The organism is Chitinophaga alhagiae, from assembly GCF_003568665.1.
In the GTDB taxonomy this organism is placed as follows: domain Bacteria; phylum Bacteroidota; class Bacteroidia; order Chitinophagales; family Chitinophagaceae; genus Chitinophaga; species Chitinophaga alhagiae.
Window position 1 is genome coordinate 563984 of sequence record NZ_QXMH01000001.1, and the last position, 19503, is coordinate 583486.

General features: G+C 52.6%; 13 protein-coding genes. 4 read left to right on the forward strand and 9 right to left on the reverse strand.

The window, feature by feature from the left end; all coding sequences use genetic code 11:
* Nucleotides 1-47: 47 nt before the first annotated feature.
* Nucleotides 48-1703, reverse strand: coding sequence for a CTP synthase (gene pyrG, locus D3A97_RS02260; protein ID WP_119076239.1), 1656 nt, complete (start codon nt 1701-1703; stop codon nt 48-50).
* A 796-nt stretch (nt 1704-2499) separates the two neighbouring features.
* On the opposite strand from pyrG, the gene D3A97_RS02265 reads away from it, so the two are divergent.
* Nucleotides 2500-3021 (forward strand): acyl-CoA thioesterase, encoded by a 522-nt coding sequence (locus tag D3A97_RS02265; RefSeq protein ID WP_119076241.1) that lies wholly within the window; start codon nt 2500-2502, stop codon nt 3019-3021.
* Between the two features lie 318 nt (nt 3022-3339).
* On the opposite strand, the gene D3A97_RS02270 is transcribed toward D3A97_RS02265, so the two are convergent.
* The 3 genes from D3A97_RS02270 to D3A97_RS02280 are packed head-to-tail and all read right to left on the reverse strand — an operon-like array spanning nt 3340 to nt 6857.
* Entirely contained in the window at nt 3340-3921 is a 582-nt protein-coding gene (locus D3A97_RS02270) for a precorrin-2 dehydrogenase/sirohydrochlorin ferrochelatase family protein (protein ID WP_119076243.1), read from the reverse strand.
* A 13-nt stretch (nt 3922-3934) separates the two neighbouring features.
* Nucleotides 3935-4711, reverse strand: a complete 777-nt coding sequence (gene cobA, locus D3A97_RS02275) for a uroporphyrinogen-III C-methyltransferase (protein ID WP_119076245.1) — start codon at nt 4709-4711, stop codon at nt 3935-3937.
* A 28-nt stretch (nt 4712-4739) separates the two neighbouring features.
* Nucleotides 4740-6857: a ferredoxin-like domain-containing protein gene (locus D3A97_RS02280; RefSeq protein WP_119076246.1), complete on the reverse strand. Its 2118-nt coding sequence runs from the start codon at nt 6855-6857 to the stop codon at nt 4740-4742.
* 1094 nt (nt 6858-7951) lie between these two features.
* Between D3A97_RS02280 and hxpB the strand changes: the two genes are divergently transcribed.
* Nucleotides 7952-8608 carry a hexitol phosphatase HxpB gene (hxpB, locus tag D3A97_RS02285; RefSeq protein WP_119076248.1) on the forward strand — a complete coding sequence of 219 codons (657 nt, stop codon included), beginning with the start codon at nt 7952-7954 and terminating at the stop codon, nt 8606-8608.
* Nucleotides 8609-8622: 14 nt separating this feature from the next.
* Here the strand turns inward: hxpB and D3A97_RS02290 are convergent, their stop codons facing one another.
* The 3 genes from D3A97_RS02290 to D3A97_RS02300 form a co-directional block, all read right to left on the reverse strand.
* Nucleotides 8623-9660: a hypothetical protein gene (locus D3A97_RS02290; RefSeq protein WP_157986309.1), complete on the reverse strand. Its 1038-nt coding sequence runs from the start codon at nt 9658-9660 to the stop codon at nt 8623-8625.
* 83 nt (nt 9661-9743) lie between these two features.
* The gene (locus D3A97_RS02295; protein ID WP_119076252.1) at nt 9744-11282 is read right to left on the reverse strand and encodes a SusD/RagB family nutrient-binding outer membrane lipoprotein; all 1539 of its coding nucleotides are present in this window, start codon (nt 11280-11282) and stop codon (nt 9744-9746) included.
* A 14-nt stretch (nt 11283-11296) separates the two neighbouring features.
* On the reverse strand, nt 11297-14482 hold the full coding sequence (locus D3A97_RS02300) for a SusC/RagA family TonB-linked outer membrane protein (RefSeq protein ID WP_119076254.1): 3186 nt from the start codon (nt 14480-14482) through the stop codon (nt 11297-11299).
* 209 nt (nt 14483-14691) lie between these two features.
* On the opposite strand from D3A97_RS02300, the gene D3A97_RS02305 reads away from it, so the two are divergent.
* Complete coding sequence (locus D3A97_RS02305; RefSeq protein ID WP_119076256.1) at nt 14692-15492, forward strand: DUF3800 domain-containing protein; 801 nt, start codon at nt 14692-14694, stop codon at nt 15490-15492.
* Between the two features lie 138 nt (nt 15493-15630).
* On the opposite strand, the gene rpsA is transcribed toward D3A97_RS02305, so the two are convergent.
* Nucleotides 15631-17526: a 30S ribosomal protein S1 gene (gene rpsA / locus D3A97_RS02310; protein ID WP_119076258.1), complete on the reverse strand. Its 1896-nt coding sequence runs from the start codon at nt 17524-17526 to the stop codon at nt 15631-15633.
* 206 nt (nt 17527-17732) lie between these two features.
* Here rpsA and D3A97_RS02320 point away from each other — a divergent pair, with 206 nt between their 5' ends.
* A complete protein-coding gene (locus D3A97_RS02320) occupies nt 17733-18629 on the forward strand; it encodes a rhomboid family intramembrane serine protease (protein ID WP_119076262.1) in 897 nt (298 codons plus the stop codon).
* A 339-nt stretch (nt 18630-18968) separates the two neighbouring features.
* Here D3A97_RS02320 and D3A97_RS02325 read toward each other — a convergent pair whose 3' ends face one another.
* On the reverse strand, nt 18969-19469 hold the full coding sequence (locus tag D3A97_RS02325; protein ID WP_157986310.1) for a DUF4251 domain-containing protein: 501 nt from the start codon (nt 19467-19469) through the stop codon (nt 18969-18971).
* Between the last annotated feature and the right edge of the window lie 34 nt (nt 19470-19503).

The window sequence follows — 19503 nt, forward strand, 5'->3', positions numbered from 1 at the left end:
TTGTTAAAATCCATCTGCCGGCGCGCAAGCATCATATATCAAAAATATTATTCGTGTATAACCTTCTCTTCAGCCGGTTTAGCCTTGCCGTTTTTGTTTTCCGCAAAGCTCTTGGCGGCGTTGATGAAACTGACGAAGAGGGGGGCCGGGCTTTCCACGGTGCTTTTCAGCTCGGGGTGGAACTGGCCGCCTATAAAGAAGGGATGGGAAGGCAGCTCGATCATTTCCACCAGGCCGGTTTCCGGGTTTTTACCGGAGGCCACGAGACCGGACTGTTCCATCTGGCCCAGGAAGTCGTTATTGAACTCGTAACGGTGGCGGTGGCGCTCGCTGATGGCCGTGGCCCCGCCGTAAATGGCGGAAGCCTGGGAGCCGGGTTTCAGATCACAGGCGTAAGCGCCCAGGCGCATGGTGCCGCCCATTTTGGTGATCTTTTTCTGTTCTTCCATGAGGTTGATCACGGGGTAAGGCGTTTCCGGGTTCATTTCCGTAGAGTGCGCCTCCCGCAGGCCCAGCACGTTGCGGGCGTATTCCACTACCGCCATTTGCATGCCCAGGCAGATGCCGAAGAAGGGCAGGCTATTTTCACGGGCATACTGGATGGCGGTGATCTTGCCCTCTATGCCGCGGTGGCCGAAACCGGGAGCTACCAGCAACCCGTCCAGGTTCTTCAGCTTCTCACACACATTCTCAGGCGTAATATGCTCGGAATGAATATTTTGTACGATCACCTTGCACTCGTTCACGGCGCCGGCGTGTATGAAAGATTCCAGGATGGACTTGTAGGCATCCTGCAGCTCCACGTATTTGCCGATGAGGCCAATGGTCACCTTGGACTTGGGGTATTTCAGCTTGTCAAGGAACTCCCGCCATTTCACCAGCTCCGGTTCTTTTTCTACCGGCAGGTTCATTTTTTTGAGGCAGATCACGTCCAGCTTTTCCCGCATCATTTCCAGCGGCACTTCGTAGATGGTGCCCACGTCGTTTGCTTCAATGACCGCGTCTACCTGCACGTTGCAGAAGAGAGCGATCTTTTTCTTCAGCTCGCGGTACAGGGGCTCTTCCGTGCGGCATACAATAATGTCAGGATGCACGCCATTTTCGCTCAGCAGCCTTACAGAGTGCTGCGTGGGCTTGGTTTTCAGCTCTTTGGCCGCGCGCAGGTAAGGGATGAGGGTGAGGTGTACCACCAGGCAATCTTCTTCGCCCAGCTCCCACTGCAGCTGGCGTACCGCCTCAATGTAGGGGAGAGACTCAATGTCACCCACGGTACCGCCCAGTTCGGTAATTACAATATCGTACTTACCGTCTTTGCCCAGCAGCAGTATACGGCGTTTGATCTCATCTGTGATATGGGGGATCACCTGTACCGTTTTACCCAGGTAAGCGCCTTCGCGCTCCTTGTTGATCACGGTCTGGTAAATACGGCCGGTGGTTACGTTGTTGGCCTGTGAGGTGGGCGTGTTGAGGAAACGCTCATAGTGCCCGAGGTCCAGGTCAGTTTCGGCGCCATCTTCGGTTACATAGCATTCCCCGTGCTCATAGGGGTTTAATGTACCGGGATCCACGTTGATATATGGATCAAATTTCTGAATTGTCACCTTAAAGCCACGTGCCTGCAATAGTTTAGCGAGGGACGCTGCGATAATTCCTTTACCCAATGAGGAAGTAACACCTCCCGTAACGAAGATATATTTTGCCATAAAAACTAAGTTCCCGAAATTTTACTTGACCTGTAGAGGAAGTGATGCCGGACTGTATTGGTGTATCCTGTCAAGTAATTTACTTCCGTAAGGTCATGCAAAGTTACACAAATTTGCTGCGCGCCCAAGTCTATTTTTGCGGCCTTTACTACGGAGCCGCCTCAAACCCACCACCGGAGAGCGTTTCAGAAAATTTCCCAAACGCGGCCGGTTGTACTTTTCCCCGGCGTGGCGAGAGGAGCGTTTCCATCAGCAGGAGCGGGGGCTTCTACCCTGCATAGGCAGGGGTGTTTTCACGAGGTGTGTAGCAACGCTTCCATCAGCAGGACAGGGTTGCTTCTACCCGGCATAGGCAGGGGGTGTTTTCACGAGGTGTGTAGCGACGCTTCCATCAGCAGGAGCGGGGTTGCTTCTACCCGGCACAGGCAAGAGGTGTTTTCACGAGGTGTGTAGCGACGCTTCCATCAGCAGGACAGGGTTGCTTCTACCCGGCATAGGCAGGGGGTGTTTTCACGAGGTGTGTAGCGACGTTTCCATCAGCAGGACAGGGTTGCTTCTACCCGGCACAGGCAGGGGGCTTTTCGCCTGCTGGGCAGCGCCCTTTCTCACCGGCGTGTACTGCCGTATTTCTCCGCCGTTTGAAACCATTCCCATCCATAGGGGAATTGTGCCCGCATTCCCGTAAATTTGCGGGCTGTAGCCGGGCAAAGGCAACATTTCCCGATACCGGGAAGGCCCCTGCCAGGCACTACCCGGCCCCTGGAAGCCGTTATTAACAGATGAAATACACGCAAATATGACCTTAACGCCAAAAAAGGCACAGGAATCCCTGGTACAGATGACGGAGCTGGTGCTGCCCAACGATACCAATACCTTCGGCAACCTCATGGGCGGCCGTTTGATGTACTGGATGGACATTGCCGCCGCCCTGGCCTGCATGAAGCACTGCGCGGCCCCGGTGGTGACCGCTTCGGTAGACAATATTTCCTTTGAAACACCCATCAAGCTCGGGAACGTGGTACACATTGAGGCCATTATTACCCGCGCCTTCACCACCTCCATGGAAGTACACATGCGGGTTTGGGGAGAAGACCCCGTGCTGCAGTACCGCTACAAGTCTAACGAGGCCTTTATGACCTTTGTAGCGCTGGACCCTCACGGCAAATCCCGCCCGGTGCCCCCGGTAATAGCAGAATCCGAGGAAGAGAAAAAACTATATGATGGCGCCCTCCGCCGGCGGCAGCTGCGCCTGATACTGGGCGGCAAAATGAAGCCCGCGGACGCGGGCGAGCTGAAGGCGCTGTTTTACGAGCAGTAAACCCTGCAAGATCAAGATATGCTATCAAAAGCAACAAGGTTGTGCCATGACGGCGCAACCTCGTTCTTTTATAAACGATCATGCTCACAAGGCATCCCGTCAAAAGCAAGAAGGTTGTTCCATGACGGAACAACCTTGTTCTTTTATAAACGATCATGCTCATAAGGCATCCCGTCAAAAGCAAGAAGGTTGTTCCATGACGGAACAACCTTGTTCTTTTATAAACGATCATGCTCATAAGGCATCCCATCGAAAGCAACAAGGTTGTTCCGTCATGGAACAACCTTGTTCTTTATAGTCTCAGATCATGTTTATGGTTTATTTCCGGTCTACCAGCACGCTCGTCAGCTCGTTCAGCTTTTTCACCTTGTCCGCAAAATCCCCCTTTAGCCGGTCTCGGATGGCGTTGAGGTGCTGCAACACATTTTCCAGGGAGTCCGGGATGGCGTCTGTCAGCACTTCGCGGAGCCGTTTGGCAATGGTGGGAGACTTGCCGTTGGTGGAAATAGCTATTTTCAGGTTGCCTTTCTGCACCACGGAGCCGAGATAAAAATCACAGAGCGCGGGCGTGTCTGCCACATTGATCAGCACTTTGGAAGCCTTGGCCTTTTCCCAGATGCAGCTGTTCAGTTCCTTGTCTGAGGTAGCGGCTATCACCAGGTCTTTCCCGAAAATATCCCCGCAGGAGAACTCCTTTTGCACCAGGGTCACATTGGGGTAGCCGGCGGTAATGGTCTCCATTTCCGGCAGGAACCAGGTGGCTACCACGGTCACACGGGCGGCGGGACAATTCTGTAAAATGGCGTTCACCTTTTCACAGCCCACATTGCCCCCTCCTACTACCAGCACCTGCAACTGCTCCAGTTTGAAGAAAACAGGAAATAAATGATTGGCTTCCATACAGCAGATTTTATTAAACGGCCAGTTTGTAATTCTCCGCTAATTTACTCTGTAATTCCTGGAATGCTTCATGAAAACGCACCACCTCGCCAATTACGATAATGGCGGGGTTGTGAAGATCCTGTTCGGCGGCAAATACCGCCAGGTCTGCCGCCACCCCTACACCTACTTTCTGGGTGGGCAGGGTACCGTTCTGTATAATTGCGGCCGGTACCTGGCCTTTACCCTGTTGGCTATAGATGGCGGCAATCTCTTCCAGCTTGCTCATGCCCATGAGTATCACTACGGTGGTATCTGCCTGTATGGCGTACTCCAGGTCACGGGAGAGCTTGCCGTTCTGCGTGGTGCCGGTGATCACCCAAAACCCTTCGCTCACATTGCGGGCGGTAACGGGGATCTTGTTCACTCCCGGTACGGAAATGGCGCTGCTCACGCCCGGCACTATTTCCGTTTCAATGCCGTACTGCTGCGCGGCGGCCACTTCTTCCTGACCGCGGCCAAACACAAAGGAGTCTCCCCCTTTCAGCCGCACCACGTTGCCGTAGGTAAGCGCGTATTTGACGATCATGCGGTTGATCTCGGCCTGTGTGTATACATGCATACCCGCGCGTTTGCCTACAAACCTTTTCAGGCAGCTCTGCGGAGCGTGGTCCAGCAGCTCATTGTTGCTCAGCGCATCGTACAGTATCACCCGGGCGTTCTGAATGGCCTTCAGCCCCTTCACGGTAATCAGGTCCGGATCTCCGGGCCCTGCCCCTACCAGCGTCACTTTCGGTTGTGTTGTTTGCATGATCGTACTTTTTTTAAGGTTGATTGGTTCAGGCGCTTACGTTGGCCGCCTGTTTTTCTGCGCGGTATTGCTGCGCACTATCATAAAATGCCTTGGCCTGTTGGTAATACTGCTTGGCAAAGCTCTCTGTAGGCTCGTGCTGGTTGATCTGCAGCGCCATGTTACGGAACGTGCCGTCCAGCTTGAAGCGGCCGGTCTCTACAAAATGTTTGTCAAAATCGTTCATGATGCCGTGCTGCGTGTTGCAGTTGATGTTCTCGTCCAGCAGTATGCACTTGGCCGTTTGTATCATACAGGCGTAAGCGTGATAGATACCATCCGCCCAGGCATTGTTGGCGAAAGCCTGCGCGGCCCAGTCCATTTTTTCTTCCGCTTCAAACAGCAGGGTGGCAATCAGGTCTATCATGACGCCGGCGCACTCGCCCACGCCAATGGCAGTTGCAAAAGCATCTTCCTTGCCCCAGTCAATATATTCTTCCGCTTTTACGGCCGTAACGTCTGCCAGTGGTTTCAGCAGCTCATAGAAATATTTTTCGCCGTTGCGGTCATAATAATCGTTAAACAGCTCGTTGTTTTTGGCGTTGGCCTCATAGTCATACAGGAGGGTACGCAATACATCGGGGCCGCGGCGGCTGGGCACTTTCAGCACTTTGTCCGCCACGCGGCCATGCCCGTCTCCCAGGGTACCGCCACCGAGCAGCACCTGCAGGGCAGGCAATACCTTGCCGCCGGCTTTCAGGGAAGAACCGTGGAAACCGATGTGGGCAAGACCGTGCTGGCCGCAGGAGTTCATACAGCCGCTGATCTTTATTTTGATATCGTTATTGTAAATGAGATCGGGGAACTCGTCGTGGATCACGTTTTCCAGCGCGGCGGCAATACCGGTGCTGCTGGAAATGGCCAGGTTACAGGTGTCTGTACCCGGGCAGGCCGTGATGTCTGCGATACTGTCAAAGCCGGCGGCGGAGAAACCCGCTTCTTCCAGCAGGCTGAACACGTACGGCAGGTATTCAGGCCGGATGAAGCGCAGCAGCAGGCCCTGGTTGGCCGTTACCCGCAGATCGTCCGCTATTACGGGGCGGAGCCTTTCTATCAGCGTCCGGGAGGTGCTGGAGCTGATGTCTCCCAGCGGTACGCGGATGTAGGCGCCGTAAAAACCTTTCTGTTTCTGTTCAAAAGTGTTGGTCTTTTTCCAGGCCTCAAACTGTTTTTCGTTTTTGATGGTAAAGGCAGGCAGTTCCACACCGGCCGCGGGAGCAACCGTCTCCGGCCAGGCCGCATGGTCTACCGGGTAGGTTTTGCTTTTCACCGCCTTAAATTCTTCTTTTACCAGGCGCTCAAACTCTTCAAAGCCTATTTTCTGGATGAGGAACTTGAGGCGGGCCTTGTGGCGGCTGCTTCTTTCACCATAGCGGTCAAACACACGCAGCACGCTTTCAATGTAGGGGATGAGCTGCTCTGTTTCCAGGAACTCGAAGGCCGTTTTGGCCAGGTAGGGCTGTGCACCGAGGCCGCCGCCCACTACTATTTTGAAACCGCGTACTTCTTTGCCATCTACGATGCGGACCTTGGGGATGGCCCCAACATCGTGCATGTAGCCCATGGCCGTGTCTTTATCACTGGAAGAGAAAGATATTTTGAATTTACGGCCCATTTCCTGGCAAATAGGGTTGCGGAGGAAATAGCGGAAAGCCGCATCGGCATACGGAGAAACATCAAACGGTTCTTCAGGGTCTATACCCGCCCGGTCTGAACCGGTGATGTTGCGCACGGTGTTGCCGCAGGCCTCACGGATGGTGATATCGTCCTGCGCCAGTTTGTGCCACAGTTCGGGCGTTCTGTCAAGCGATACAAAGTGGATCTGAATATCCTGACGGGTAGTAAGGTGCAGGTTGCTAGTAGCATATTCGTCAGAAATATCGGAGATACGTTTCCACTGCTGCAAAGTCATTCTGCCGTAAGGCAGTTTGATACGTACCATCTGTACCCCTTGCTGGCGTTGGCCGTAAATGCCCCGCGCCAGGCGGAGGCTGCGGAATTTTTCGTCCGTTACCTTTCCCTCACGAAACTGCCTGATCTTTTTTTCCAGTTCGATAATGTCTCTTTCTACGATGGGATTTTCCAGTTCGGTTCTGAAGCTTTGCATGATAATTTAGTTGCTCGTGATAAAATTGGTATTCATCGTGGTGCTTGTTCGTTTTCCCGGTACGCTGCCCTGAAAAACAAGGCCCCCGTTGTATAGCGGAGGCCCTCGTTGTATGATCTTGAAAACTTTATTTCACTCATATGTAGAAACCTCCTAGTCTGTTGAGTTATTCCAACAGCACATGCACATACCTGTCATTATCTGAAATTTATAACCCATAATCCTATAGATTTTGTAGAGTAATACAAAGGTATAGTCTGGGCCTGTAAACGCAAAACTTTTTTTGTAAAAAAAGAGGGGGGTAAATTAGAAAATATCTAACGGCCCTGCGCGGGCGGGCGCGGCAGGGCGGCAATACTGCCGTCCATTTGCAGCAAATTTCTTCCAAACCGGCCACCGCAGGCCGTTACAGCTGAGTGCCGAATATAGGCGGGCATAACCAGCCGCCGTTACCGGGTTATGGGCTATAACAAATAGTTATGGGGCGCCGGGCGTGAAATGAGGCGTTCGGGGCCTGAAAAAACCAGCGGGCCGGTTAAAACAGGCACATTGTATCAGGCAAAGCTGATATGAGGCCCTGGAGTGTGGCCAAAGCGGCTTTGAGACAGGCACAATTGTATCCGGCACAGCTGATGTGAGGCCCCGAAGTGTGGCCAAAGCAGCTTTGAGACAGGCACAATTGTATCCGGCACAGCTGATGTGAGGCCCCGAAGTGTGGTCAAAGCAGCTTTGAGACAGGCACAATTGTATCCGGCACAGCTGATGTGAAGCCCCGAAGTGTGGCCAAAGCAGCTTTGAGACAGGCACAATTGTATCCGGCATAGCTGATGTGAGGCCCCGAAGTGTGGTCAAAGCAGCTTTGAGACAGGCACAATTGTATCCGGCACAGCTGATGTGAAGCCCCCGCCCTGCCGGGCCCTGCACTGCCGCTGAAGGGAGTGACACAACGGCGGCCGGGCCTGGTGCCAAAGCCGGCCCCCTCTTCCTTTCCAATCATAAAGTACTGCGGGTCATTGCATTATCGTCCGTTCAACCCGCCAGCCGCTACAATTCCCCTCATTTTGCCGTACCTTTGCGGCGCAAATACAAACGATATGATCAACACGGTGATTTTTGACATGGACGGCCTATTGATCGATTCCGAGCCACTGTGGGGGCAGGCCATGCGGGAGGTGTTCTCTACGGTGGGCGTTACCCTTTCTCCGGAACTGACCAGCCGCACCACGGGCCTCCGTACCAAGGAGGTGGTGAGCTACTGGCATGAGCACTTTCAGTGGAACAACAAAAGCGCCGAAGAGGTGACCGTGGAGATCATTGACAACGTCACCAGCAAAATATTGCGGGAAGGCCGCGCCATGGAAGGCCTTACTTACATCCTGGACTTTTTCCATACCCGCAGTTTCAAGGTAGGGCTGGCTTCCTCCTCTCCCATGCGCCTGATACAGTCCGTGCTGGACCACCTGGGCATCCGGGACCGGTTCCACGCCGTGATCTCCGCAGAATTTGAGCCCCACGGCAAACCCCACCCCGCCGTATACCTGTCTTGCGCCCAGGAACTGAACAGCAGCCCGCTGCACTGCCTGGCCTTTGAAGATTCCGTAACCGGCATGATAGCCGCCAAGGCCGCCCGCATGAAAGTAGTGGTGGTGCCGGAAGCCCACAAACGTAACGACGGCCGCTTTGGCCTGGCAGACCTGCAACTGGGCTCGTTGCTGGAGTTTGATGATGAGCGGTTGGGCGGGTTAAGATGAAAAAGGGGCCGGACTTATTCCGTAACAGCCTTCGCCGCAGCCAATTCTTTTCTTATTTGCTTTATTTCCTTGTTCTGTTCAATCAGGTGAAGGGTTAACTCTTCTATTTTCTGAAGAAGTTTTGCATTGATCTCTGCGAGGTCTACACCGTCTTTCCCTACCTCTTTCGCGGTAGGTATACCCGGCAGGTGCTTGTTTTGTTGTATATATTCTTCCAGTTCCGGCAGTGGCATCAGATCATAACCCGGATCAAATACGAAGTCTGCCCAGGGTGTTTGCGTCACCTTTACTTTTTTTGCAGCTACTGTGCCGTTAACCGCCAGCCGGTAGGCGGCCGGGGCATCCATGCCAATACCTGTATTACCGTTCAGAATAGACAGCCCTTTGGATGGGTCCCCATTTTGGGAGATCAGCAGGCGGGCGCCATAACCATCTGAAACAATGTTCCAGGTCACGCTTCCGTTGGTAAGGCCAATGCCTTCTGCAAACGAGCCATCCTTTTGCATAACATGCAGCCGGTAGCTGGGATCAACGCCCAGGCCGGTGTAGCCGTTCCCCTTTATGCGGAGATGCTCTCCGTTTGCATTCCTTAATGAAAGGAATTCCCAACTTGTACTTGCATCATTGTCAATATGAAGGCCACGCCGGCCGCTGGTCAGGCCGTCAATAAATCTCGTTCCCACATAACTTCCGGGGCCCAGCATCATGAAGGCCGTATTGGCCCTGATGCTGCCATTTACATCAAGTGTGGCAACGGGAGTAACATTCCCGATCCCGGCGCTGTTCCTGAAATTTATATAGGACTTATGCTTCTCCGCAACCACATGGTACACACCACCATCATATATGCTTTCCTGTAAAAACTTATTGTTCGATGAGTATTGCTTGAGGTAGAAATTCATATTGTTCTCTCCCATTTTTAACAAGGCATCGGCAGGGCTACTGAAAATATTAAGATAGCTAAAATCTTGTGAGGAAGCCGGATTAACCATTACCAGTTGCACGAAAAAAAGGGTAATATATGCGCTGGCGTAACGTTTTACTAATTCCATAGGTAGCAGGGTTTTGTTCACTCAATATATAATAAAAACGGCGCAAATTCTCATTTGCGCCGTTTCATATATACAGGCTGGTTTTATTTATTCCACCAGAGTTTTGTATCCAGTACATCGTTACCCTGTGCGGCCACCGCGGCTTCATAACTGGCCAGGTTCACAGTCTGTTCTTTCTGCGGGTAGTAGATCCTGGAGGGAATGCCGCTGCCCACAACGGGATTGAACTTGGTGTACTCCGTTTCCGGGAAGGGTGCATTGGGCCACACTACATCCCCGGGTTTTACCAGGAATTTGGGGAAGCCGGTACGGCGTATTTCCGCCCAGGCCTCGTTGCCTTGCATATAGAGCGCCAGGTATTTCTGGGACAGCACCGTTTCCTGCGAAGCGGCCGGCAGGGCATTAACGTAAGCATTTTCCGCATTGGCGGCCACGCCCCATTTCTGCAGGGATGCACGCACGCCTTTGATATATTCTGCGGCGTCCCAGTTCCTGTACTCAGACAGCAGGAAACATACTTCCGCATATTCTATCAGCACTTCGCCATAATCTGCCGCGTTGACCAGCGCACCGGGCAGGCTGATGTCTTCCGCCTTCAGGATAGACGCCACCCGGGCGTCGAGGCCGTATGGCTGGCCCAGGTATTCGCCCTTGTTGTTGGTGCGGGCGTAAACGGGCAGGCGGGGATCAGGAGCGGTAAAGGGGCCGGCCGTGCCTTTCAGCACATTGATCAGGATGTGAGACACGGAAAAGTCCCGCCGGTTTTCGGTAACCGTGCTACGGTACAACGGCGCTTCATTGGGCGCTTTGGCCTCATACTTCAGCACGGCGTTTTCCGCGTTGCTGGAAATGAGGCCGCCGGCAATGGCTTCCTGTATATGTGTTTCCGCTACCTGCGGCAGTTTGGCGCGCACGCGGGTGGCAATGCGCAGGCGCAGGGAGTTGGCAAACTTTTTCCACAGGTCGGGTTTGCCTTTGTAAATACCGTCGTAGTTGCCAAAAGTGTTGGCGCTCACATCTATCTGGGCGGCGGCTTCCTTCAGCTCGTTCAGCAGGTCCGGATAGATCTTTTCCTGCGGCGCGTATTTTGGAGACACTATCTCCGGGTTTACTTTCAGGGCCTGAAAATCCGCATCGTTGTTGCCATATGAACTGTAAGGAATGTTCCCGAACGCATCTGTCAGCGAGAGGAAAGTGTATACTTTCAGAATGCGGGCAATGGCGATCTGGTTCTCATTAGGCCCAACATTGGCGGTCACTTTCAATTTGGTGGCCGGGTCTGTATTGAGCCGGATGATCTGCTCCAGGTTGTTGAGGGCCTTGTACGCGTTGTCCCAATAAGTGTCTGACGCGCTGCGCGGCAGGTCGTACCGCGACTCGTTCACGTACTGGTTCTGCGAAAAATATTGCGCAAAGAGCATGGCGCTCCGGAAGTTGCCGGCAGACCCGCGCGCGTTGTCTATCACCAGCTTCTGGGCTACAGACAGAATGGTGGTGGTGGGCACATCTACCGGGCGGTTGGGATCGGTATTGATCTCTTCAAATTTCTTGTCGCTGCACGCAGCCAGGCCCAGCACGGCCGCTAACGCTAACGTATATACTATAATGAGTTGTTTTTTCATGTCGGTTCTTTTTATCAGAATTTAACCTGTACGTTCAGGCCAAAAGTAGCGGGCACAGGCAGGTTGCCGCCTTCCACGCCCTGTATGTTGCCGCCGCTGTTGGTCAGTTCCGGGTCAATGTATTTGCTGGCCGTATAAATGTTCCAGAGGTTTCTGCCGTAGGCGGCTACGCGTACCTGGCGTACGGCAGATGTTTTGCCGAAGGGAATGGTGTAGCCGGCGGTTATTTCGCGCAGCTTCACAAAGGTGGCGTCCAGGATGCTTTGCGTGGTAGGGCCGGTGCTGTAACCATAGGCCCAGTCGTACGCAGATACGCGGGTAGTATTAGGCTTGGTGTTAGACACGGTGTAGGAACCATCTGCGTTGAAAGCCACGGTACCGTTCACACCATCCAGTATAAGGCCGTTCTCTCGGATACCATTATCTGCAGTATGTTTCAGCGCGCCTGTTTGCGTGCCCACCTTATATGTCTGGGAAAAGAACTTGCCACCCACACGCCCGTCTACCAGGAAACCCGCATCAAATCTTTTGTAGGTAAACTGTTGCTGTATGCCGAACTGCCAGTCAGGCAACACGCTGCCAATGGGCACCAGTTGCTGTGTGCGCAGGTATTGCCCCTTATCGTCTATCACCTTGCTGCCGTCAGGAGCGTACACAAAATCATAGCCCAGCAACTGGCCGTAAGGTTCTCCCTCGCGGGCTACGAGCGTGGCCAGTGAACCGGAAGGGTCTGTAAGCGGGAAGGTGGTCACCCCTTCACTCAACTGCACCACCTTGTTGCGGTTGGCAGACCAGTTGAGGGCCGCATCCCAGGTGAAATGCGCCGTTTGTACCGGTACGCCGGTGAGCGTTACTTCTATACCGCGGTTGTTGATCTTGCCGGCGTTGATGTATTTGGATTCATAACCCAACGCGGTAGATACGGGAATATTGATGATCTGGTTACGGCTGTTGTTATTATACACCGTTACGTCCAGCCCCAGGCGGTTGGAGAACGCGCGCACGCTCACGCCGGCCTCGGTGGAGCTGGTAATTTCGGGTTTCAGGTCTTTGTTGGCCAGCACGCTGGGCAGCTTGTACCCGGGGTTGCCGTTGAAAGCCTGGGTGGCATCATAGGCTTGCTGCAGCTGGTAAGGGTCTGTATCGTTACCCACCTGCGCCCAGCTGAGGCGGAGCTTCAACAGGTCCAGCCAGTTGTTCTCTTTGAAAGGCGCCAGCTCGGACAGGATGAGGCTGGAAGACACAGACGGGTAGGCAAATGAATTACGGTCAAGCGGCAGGGTGCTGCTCCAGTCGTTCCGCAACGTACCATCTATGAACCAGAAGTTCTTATACCCGAGAGACACGCTCCCGAAGAGGGAGTAAATGCTTTTGTGGTAAAAGTTGGATTCATTGAGCACGCTGCTGGCGTTCTTCAGGTTGTAGTAATCGGGGATGATGAGCCCGCCCTGCGTAACGGCGCTGTTCACACGGCGCTTCTGGTTCATGATATTACCGCCGGCGTAGGCCGTTAACGAAATAGTGTTCCAGCGTTTGTTTGCATTGGCCAGGAACTCGTAGTTGAACTCACTGAAATTGTTGGCATACTCGGAGTAGTTGCTCTGGCTGCGGGAGTACACGGCAATCCTGTCTTGCTGCTGGTAGTTGTACAGGTCTGCGTTCACCTTGGAACTGAGCTGCAGCCAGTTGTTCACATCGTAGGCAAGGCCTACGTTGCCGTAGAACCTGTCACGGTTCTCTTCGAGATAACTTTCATAAGCAGACCAGTAAGGATTGTCTATGTATTTGGTGGCGCGGCCGGCAGCGGTATTTTCCCAGCTGTTGCGGTTCCAGGAGCGGGGCGTACCGTCTGGCCGCTTGTATTCTCGCAGCTTTTCATAGTCTACCTGCGTTTGGCCCCACTGGAAGGCTTCCAGCATAATGTTACGGTTGGAAGCGCCCGTCCAGGGGCGGCCGGTGCTCTGGTTCTTTACATAGTTGAAGTTAGCCGTTGCCAGCAAACGGGAGAAGCGGGATGAGCCGGAGAAGTTCACGGTGTTGCGGCTCAGGCTTGAATTGGGCACGGTGCCGCGCACGCTGCGGTTGGTGTAAGACAGCCGGAAGGTCTGGTTCTCGCCACCGCCGCTTACAGATACGTTGTTGGTGGCTGCAATGCCGGTGCGGAAAAATGATCTCACATCATGTTCAGGATATGCCCACGGCTCGGGTTTCAGGTAGGTGTCCGCATACTCCGGGTCAAGGTTGTACCAGTGCAGCACGGGCGTACCGTCCAGCTTCGGGCCCCAGCTTTCGTCCATGCCATAGTCTACTATCTTGTAGGTTTGGCCGTTGATGGTGGCTTCCTGGAAGGTATTGCTTTTGCCGCCGCCGTACAGTTGCTGGCGTTCGGGGAGGCGCACTACACGTTCCAGTTCAACGCCGGAGTTCACTGTTACGTCAAGCCCTTTGCCGGCACGGCCTTTTTTAGTGGTGATCACAATAACGCCGTTGGCCGCGCGAGTGCCATACAGGGCAGCCGCGGCCGGCCCTTTCAGTACGTTCACGCTTTCAATATCATCCGGGTTGAGGTCTTGTATCATATTCCCTACATCCTTCCCCGCGGAGCCGTTAACGGTACTTTTGGTGTTCAGGTCAGCATTGTCTATTGTAATACCGTCAATCACAAAGAGCGGCTGGTTGTTGCCCGAAATGGAGTTGATACCGCGCAGCAGCACCCTGCTGGAGCCGCCCATGTTACCGCCGGAAGACACTACCTGCAAACCGGCCACTTTGCCGGAGAGGGCGCTCAGCGCGTTGGTGGGGCGGGTTTGCAGCTCGGTGCTTTTTACTTCCTGCACAGCATAGCCAAGCGCTTTTTTGGCGCGGGAAATACCCAGTGCGGTAACTACTACTTCCTGCAGCTGTTTATCCGCAGACTGCAATACCACGTTGATAGACGTTTGCCCGTTGATGACAATTGTCTGTGTTTCCATGCCAATAAAAGCAAAGGTGAGCTGAGTGGCGGTATCCGGCACATTGAGGGCATAGTTGCCGTCTGGCGTGGTAGCGGTACCGGTGCCGGTACCTTTAATGAACACGGATACGCCTGGTAACGGTTGTCCACTGCCGGCAGTGACCCTGCCGGTAATTTTCCTGTTTTGCGCATAAATAGTCAGGTTGGTCAGCAGCAAAAGCAGGGTAAGCTTGTACAAATGTCTCATGATTATTACCCTATTAATTATATAGACTTTATAGGGAGCGAAGGTATGGGAAGTGTTAAAACTAACCTAATAAATATTATTTATGGGGCATAACGAATGATGAATGCGGTTGGTGGAATGGGTGAAAGTCTTATATTGAGATCGTTGTTGATAACCTCATGTTGTAGCATCTGTTCCGTATGCATATTTCAGATTTATAAAACAGGAGTATGCAAAAACGGCATTATTTTTTGGACGAAGCGGGTGATCCTGTATTTTACGGGAAGGGACGAAGGATCATTATTGGGGAACAGGGCGTTTCTTCACATTTTATTCTGGGCATGGTGAGCTTCCGCGAGGACCTGCACACTATCAGAACACGAATACTGGCCTTGCAGCAAGAAGTGCTGGCTTCTCCTTATTTTGAAGGCATTGCGAGCATAGAAAAGAAAAAAGCGCAATATGGCTACTTCTTTCATGCAACAGACGATATTCCTGAAATCCGCAAATTATTCTACGACTTTATTAAAACGCTGGATTGCTCATTTGAAGCCGTAGTTGCAGCCAAGGTACCAGATGCGCACTGCCCGGCCCATGGCGGTAATGGATCTAATGAGTTCTATGCGACACTGCTGTCACATCTGCTTCACCGGCACGTTCCTGCAGCGCACAGGCTTGTGCTGAACATTGCCAGGCGGGCGGCCAGCACCCGGCATGAGAACCTTGCAGCGGGATTACAAAAGGCTGTTTTGCTTTTTCAGGCAGACTCGCCGGAGGTGTGCATTACACCTGATGTGGTATTTAATGTACAAGACCAACTTGACGAGCCGCTGCTAAACATCGCGGACTACCTTTGCTGGAGCCTGCAACGGGTGTATGAGAAGGGAGAGAAAAGGTTCTATCATTATGTAATGGACAAATTCAGCATGATCATACATCTTTATCACAACGGCATACCGGGCGGCATCCGGAGATTGGGGCAGGAAGAACTGCTCACAACAGGGCATAAAAAAAGCCCATCCACAACCTAAGCAGCCTTTGTATACTGCCACGTTCTAAGAACGACTTTCAATTGCAACAGGCATAGCGAAGCTACAAATATTCTTTCAAACAAAAAAAATCCCCCGGCATACGCCGGGGGATTTTTATCTTTAAAACAATCAGGTCAGTTATTCACCTTTCTTTTCTTCACCACCTTCAGATTGTTTCAGTTTTTCTCTCAGTTCGGCCAGCGCGCCCAGGTCACCCAGGGTGGCTTTTTCTACTTTGGACTGAATGTTTTTCACCGTTTTGCGGGTCTTTTCAGCTTCAGCACGTTTTTCTTTGATCACAGCGTCTTTCTCGTCGGCTTTAGCTTGTTCCCAAACCTTGCTATGAGAAACCAGGATGCGTTTTTCGTTGCGGTCAAATTCAATGATCATGAATTCTTTCACATCTTCAACGGCAATCGGTTTTTCATCTTCGGTGCGCAGGTGACGGGCGGGAGCGTATGCTTCCAGGCCGTATTGCAGTTGCACGGTAGCGCCTTTGTCATCTTTCTTCACTACAGTTCCTTCATGGAGAGAACCGATGGGGAATATAGTTTCGAAAGTATTCCAGGGATCTTCTTCGATCTGTTTGTGACCGAGGCTCAGTTTGCGGTTGTCTTTATCAATGCCCAGGATCACTACTTCAATTTCGTTGCCCACTTTCGTGTACTCGCTCGGGTGGTTGAAGCGTTTGATCCAGCTCAGGTCGGAGATGTGGATCATACCGCCAATACCTGTTTCCAGCTCAACGAATACGCCGTAGGGAGTGATGTTTTTCACGATGCCTTTGTGACGGCTGTCAAGCGGGAATTTGGTTTCGATGGTAGACCAGGGATCTTCGGTGAGTTGTTTGATAGACAGGCTCATTTTGCGCTCGTCTTTGCTCAGGGTAACTACCACTGCTTCGTACTCTTCGCCCAGTTTGAAGAACTCTTTGGCGTTGATGGGGGTAGAAGCCCATGAGATCTCGGATACGTGCACCAGGCCTTCCACACCGGGGAGGATTTCCAGGAATGCGCCGTAATCTTCGATGTTCACCACTTTACCTTTTACTTTTGCACCTTCGGTGATGGTAGCGGGCAAAGTATCCCACGGATGCGGGGTCAGTTGTTTGTAACCCAGGCTGATACGTTTTTTCTCGTCGTCGAAGTCCAGTACCACCACGTTGATCTTCTGGTCCATCTGCAGTACTTCGCTCGGGTGAGAAATACGGCCCCAGCTGATGTCTGTGATATAGAGCAGACCGTCAAGGCCACCCAGGTCAATGAACGCACCGAAGTCGGTGATGTTCTTGATAGTACCTTCCAATACCTGGCCTTTCTCCAGTTTGGAGATGATGTCTACACGTTGTTGTTCGATATCGCTTTCGATCAGGGCTTTGTGAGATACTACGGCGTTGCGGATAGCTTCGTTCACTTTCACTACCTTGAACTCCATGGTTTTGCCTACAAACTGATCGTAGTCGGTAACCGGTTTAACGTCGATCTGGGAACCGGGCAGGAAGGTTTCCATGCCGTAAACGTCCACGATCAGGCCGCCTTTGGTTTTGCTGGTAACGGTACCAGTAACCACTTCGCCGGTTTTGTAAACTTCCACGATGCGTTCCCATGCACGTTGCATGCGAGCCTGTTTGCGGCTCAGGTGCAGGTTACCGTCGCGGTCTTCTTTTTCTACTACCAATACTTCAACCTCATCACCTGTTTTCAGGCCCGGCAGATCGCGGAACTCGTTGAGGGAGATAAGGCCGTCGGATTTGAACCCAATGTTGATCACCACGTCGGTTTTGGTAATGCCTACGATGGTGCCGGTAAGCAGACCGTTCTCTTCGATCACTTTAAAAGTGCTGTCATAAGTCTGGTCATACTTTTCTTTCTCTTCTTTGCTGTAAGAAGATACATTGCGTTTGTCCACGCTCCAGTCAAAATCGTCATGAGCGGTGGCAACAGGAGCATTTGTTGTCGCTGTTTCTGCCGGAGCGGCTGCTGCCGGGGCCTGTTGTTCAGCGTTTTGTTCGTTAGTAATGTTGTTTTCTGTCAAAATTTGTTTCCTCCTTTTAAAGTAAAGTATTTTAAGGGAGGCAAAGATACGGAGATATTCCCTTTCCCGCAATTTTATTTGAGCCAAACAAAACCTGTAAGTCAACTGTTTATATATATTATTAATCACTACGCCGCAGGTGCCGCTTTCGCCCTGCAGGCAGGCCCCTGCGCGTTTGGCTCAACAATTTTCTTTAATTTTCCGGTATGAACGGCACTTCTTTTCAATCGGACATCAGATACTGGCTCAAACAGGAGAATACGGTGAATCACCTCATGTTTGTGAATATTGCAGTTTTCGTGGTACTGGGTATCCTGTATCTTCTCGCCTTTCTCCGGCTCGATGTTGCGGCCGTTATCCATGCCTTCATCTTACATAACCTCCAGTTAAATATATATAACAACGAATTACTGTATAAGCCCTGGGGCCTCCTTACCTACATGTTCGTTCACACGGGCATTTTCCATATTTTCTTTAATATGCTCAACCTGTACTGGTTCGGCAACATGTTCCGCAGCACCCTGGGCAACAAACGGGTATTGCCGTTGTACCTGCTCTCCGGCATCATCGGCGCCCTGGTGTACATCCTCTTTTATTATGCCCTGCCGGGCAACAGCACCCTCGGCGGCCCCATGATAGGCGCTTCCGCCGCGGTCATGTGCTTCCTGGTGGCCAGCGCCACCCTGATGCCCAACGTGGAAATAGGCCTGCTGTTCCTCGGCCACATCCGCCTCAAATGGGTGGCCGTGGGCGTCATCATCATTGACATCATTGCCATTCCCGGGGGTAACGTAGGCGGCATCCTGGCACACCTTGGTGGCGCGGCCTTCGGCTACGCCTACGTGCGCGTCCTCCAGAACAACGGTACAGACCTCTGCGCCCCGCTCATTTCGCTGTTCGAAAAAATATCCGGCCTCTTTTCCCGGCAGCCCCGCCCCCGCAAGTTCAAACCTAAAAAATCGCCCCTCCGCGTGGTACGCAACGCCGAGCCCTCTCACGCCAGCAAGCTGGACCAGCTGCTGGACAAGATCAACGAAAAAGGCTACAACAGCCTTACGTCAGACGAAAAACAATGGCTGAAAAAGTATAGCGACGAGAAGTAGGGAACCGGAATAGCGGTTCAATGGCTGGAATGAAACACCCGGCCGCAGGGGGCGCGGCGGGAAAGCCCCGGTACCCGCAACATCCCGTCAAAGCGGGAAGCCCACGGCATCAAGGCAGCTAAAAGCACCCAATTTCCCCCAAAAACTAAAAAAGCCCCGGAGACCCGGGGCTACTGCATTTGTCTATATCAGTAAACGTAAAATGCTGGTATTGCAACAGGTAAGATAAGGCCTGCCCCAAATAAAGCGTATGCTGAACGCCGTATAAAAGACCGCCTCCGGATAAATACCTGCCCGCCCTCCGCAAAAATTGTCAGCCGGGCGTCATCCGTTTCTGCCTCACTCCTTCTCTGCTATATTTCCCTGGTATGAAATAGGTTGTTTGTTCCTGGGCGTCAGGTGCAGCGTGGCACTGCCATTTTTCAGCACGTTCAGCAACAGCTGGCTCACATTGGTGGAGTTGCGAAGTTTGATCTCCACGTTCCAGCCGCCCCGTTTGCGGTCTTTGATCTCATAATCCAGCCCGCCGGTCTTGAAGTTGAAGCCCACCTGGGAATAGTCTGTAATGGCCTGGTGGGAGCGCCCCACATACGGCAGGTTCATTTGCAGGGAATCCCCGAACAAACGCAACGTATAGTTCTCCCCGGCAATGGGCATGCTCTGCCCGCCCGGCGGCACCACGGACTGTACGAAAAATATGAACGTTTTTTTGACCAGCAGGCCCTTCACAGCCTCAGCAATGAGAGAGTCCCTGAAATCACGGGGGCTTTGCGCATACGCGGAACTGATCTGCAGGCATATAGCTATGCCCAGACATAGTGCGATTTTGGATGCTTTCAACGTACAGGTTTTAATAGCAAGTGGAAGTTAACTA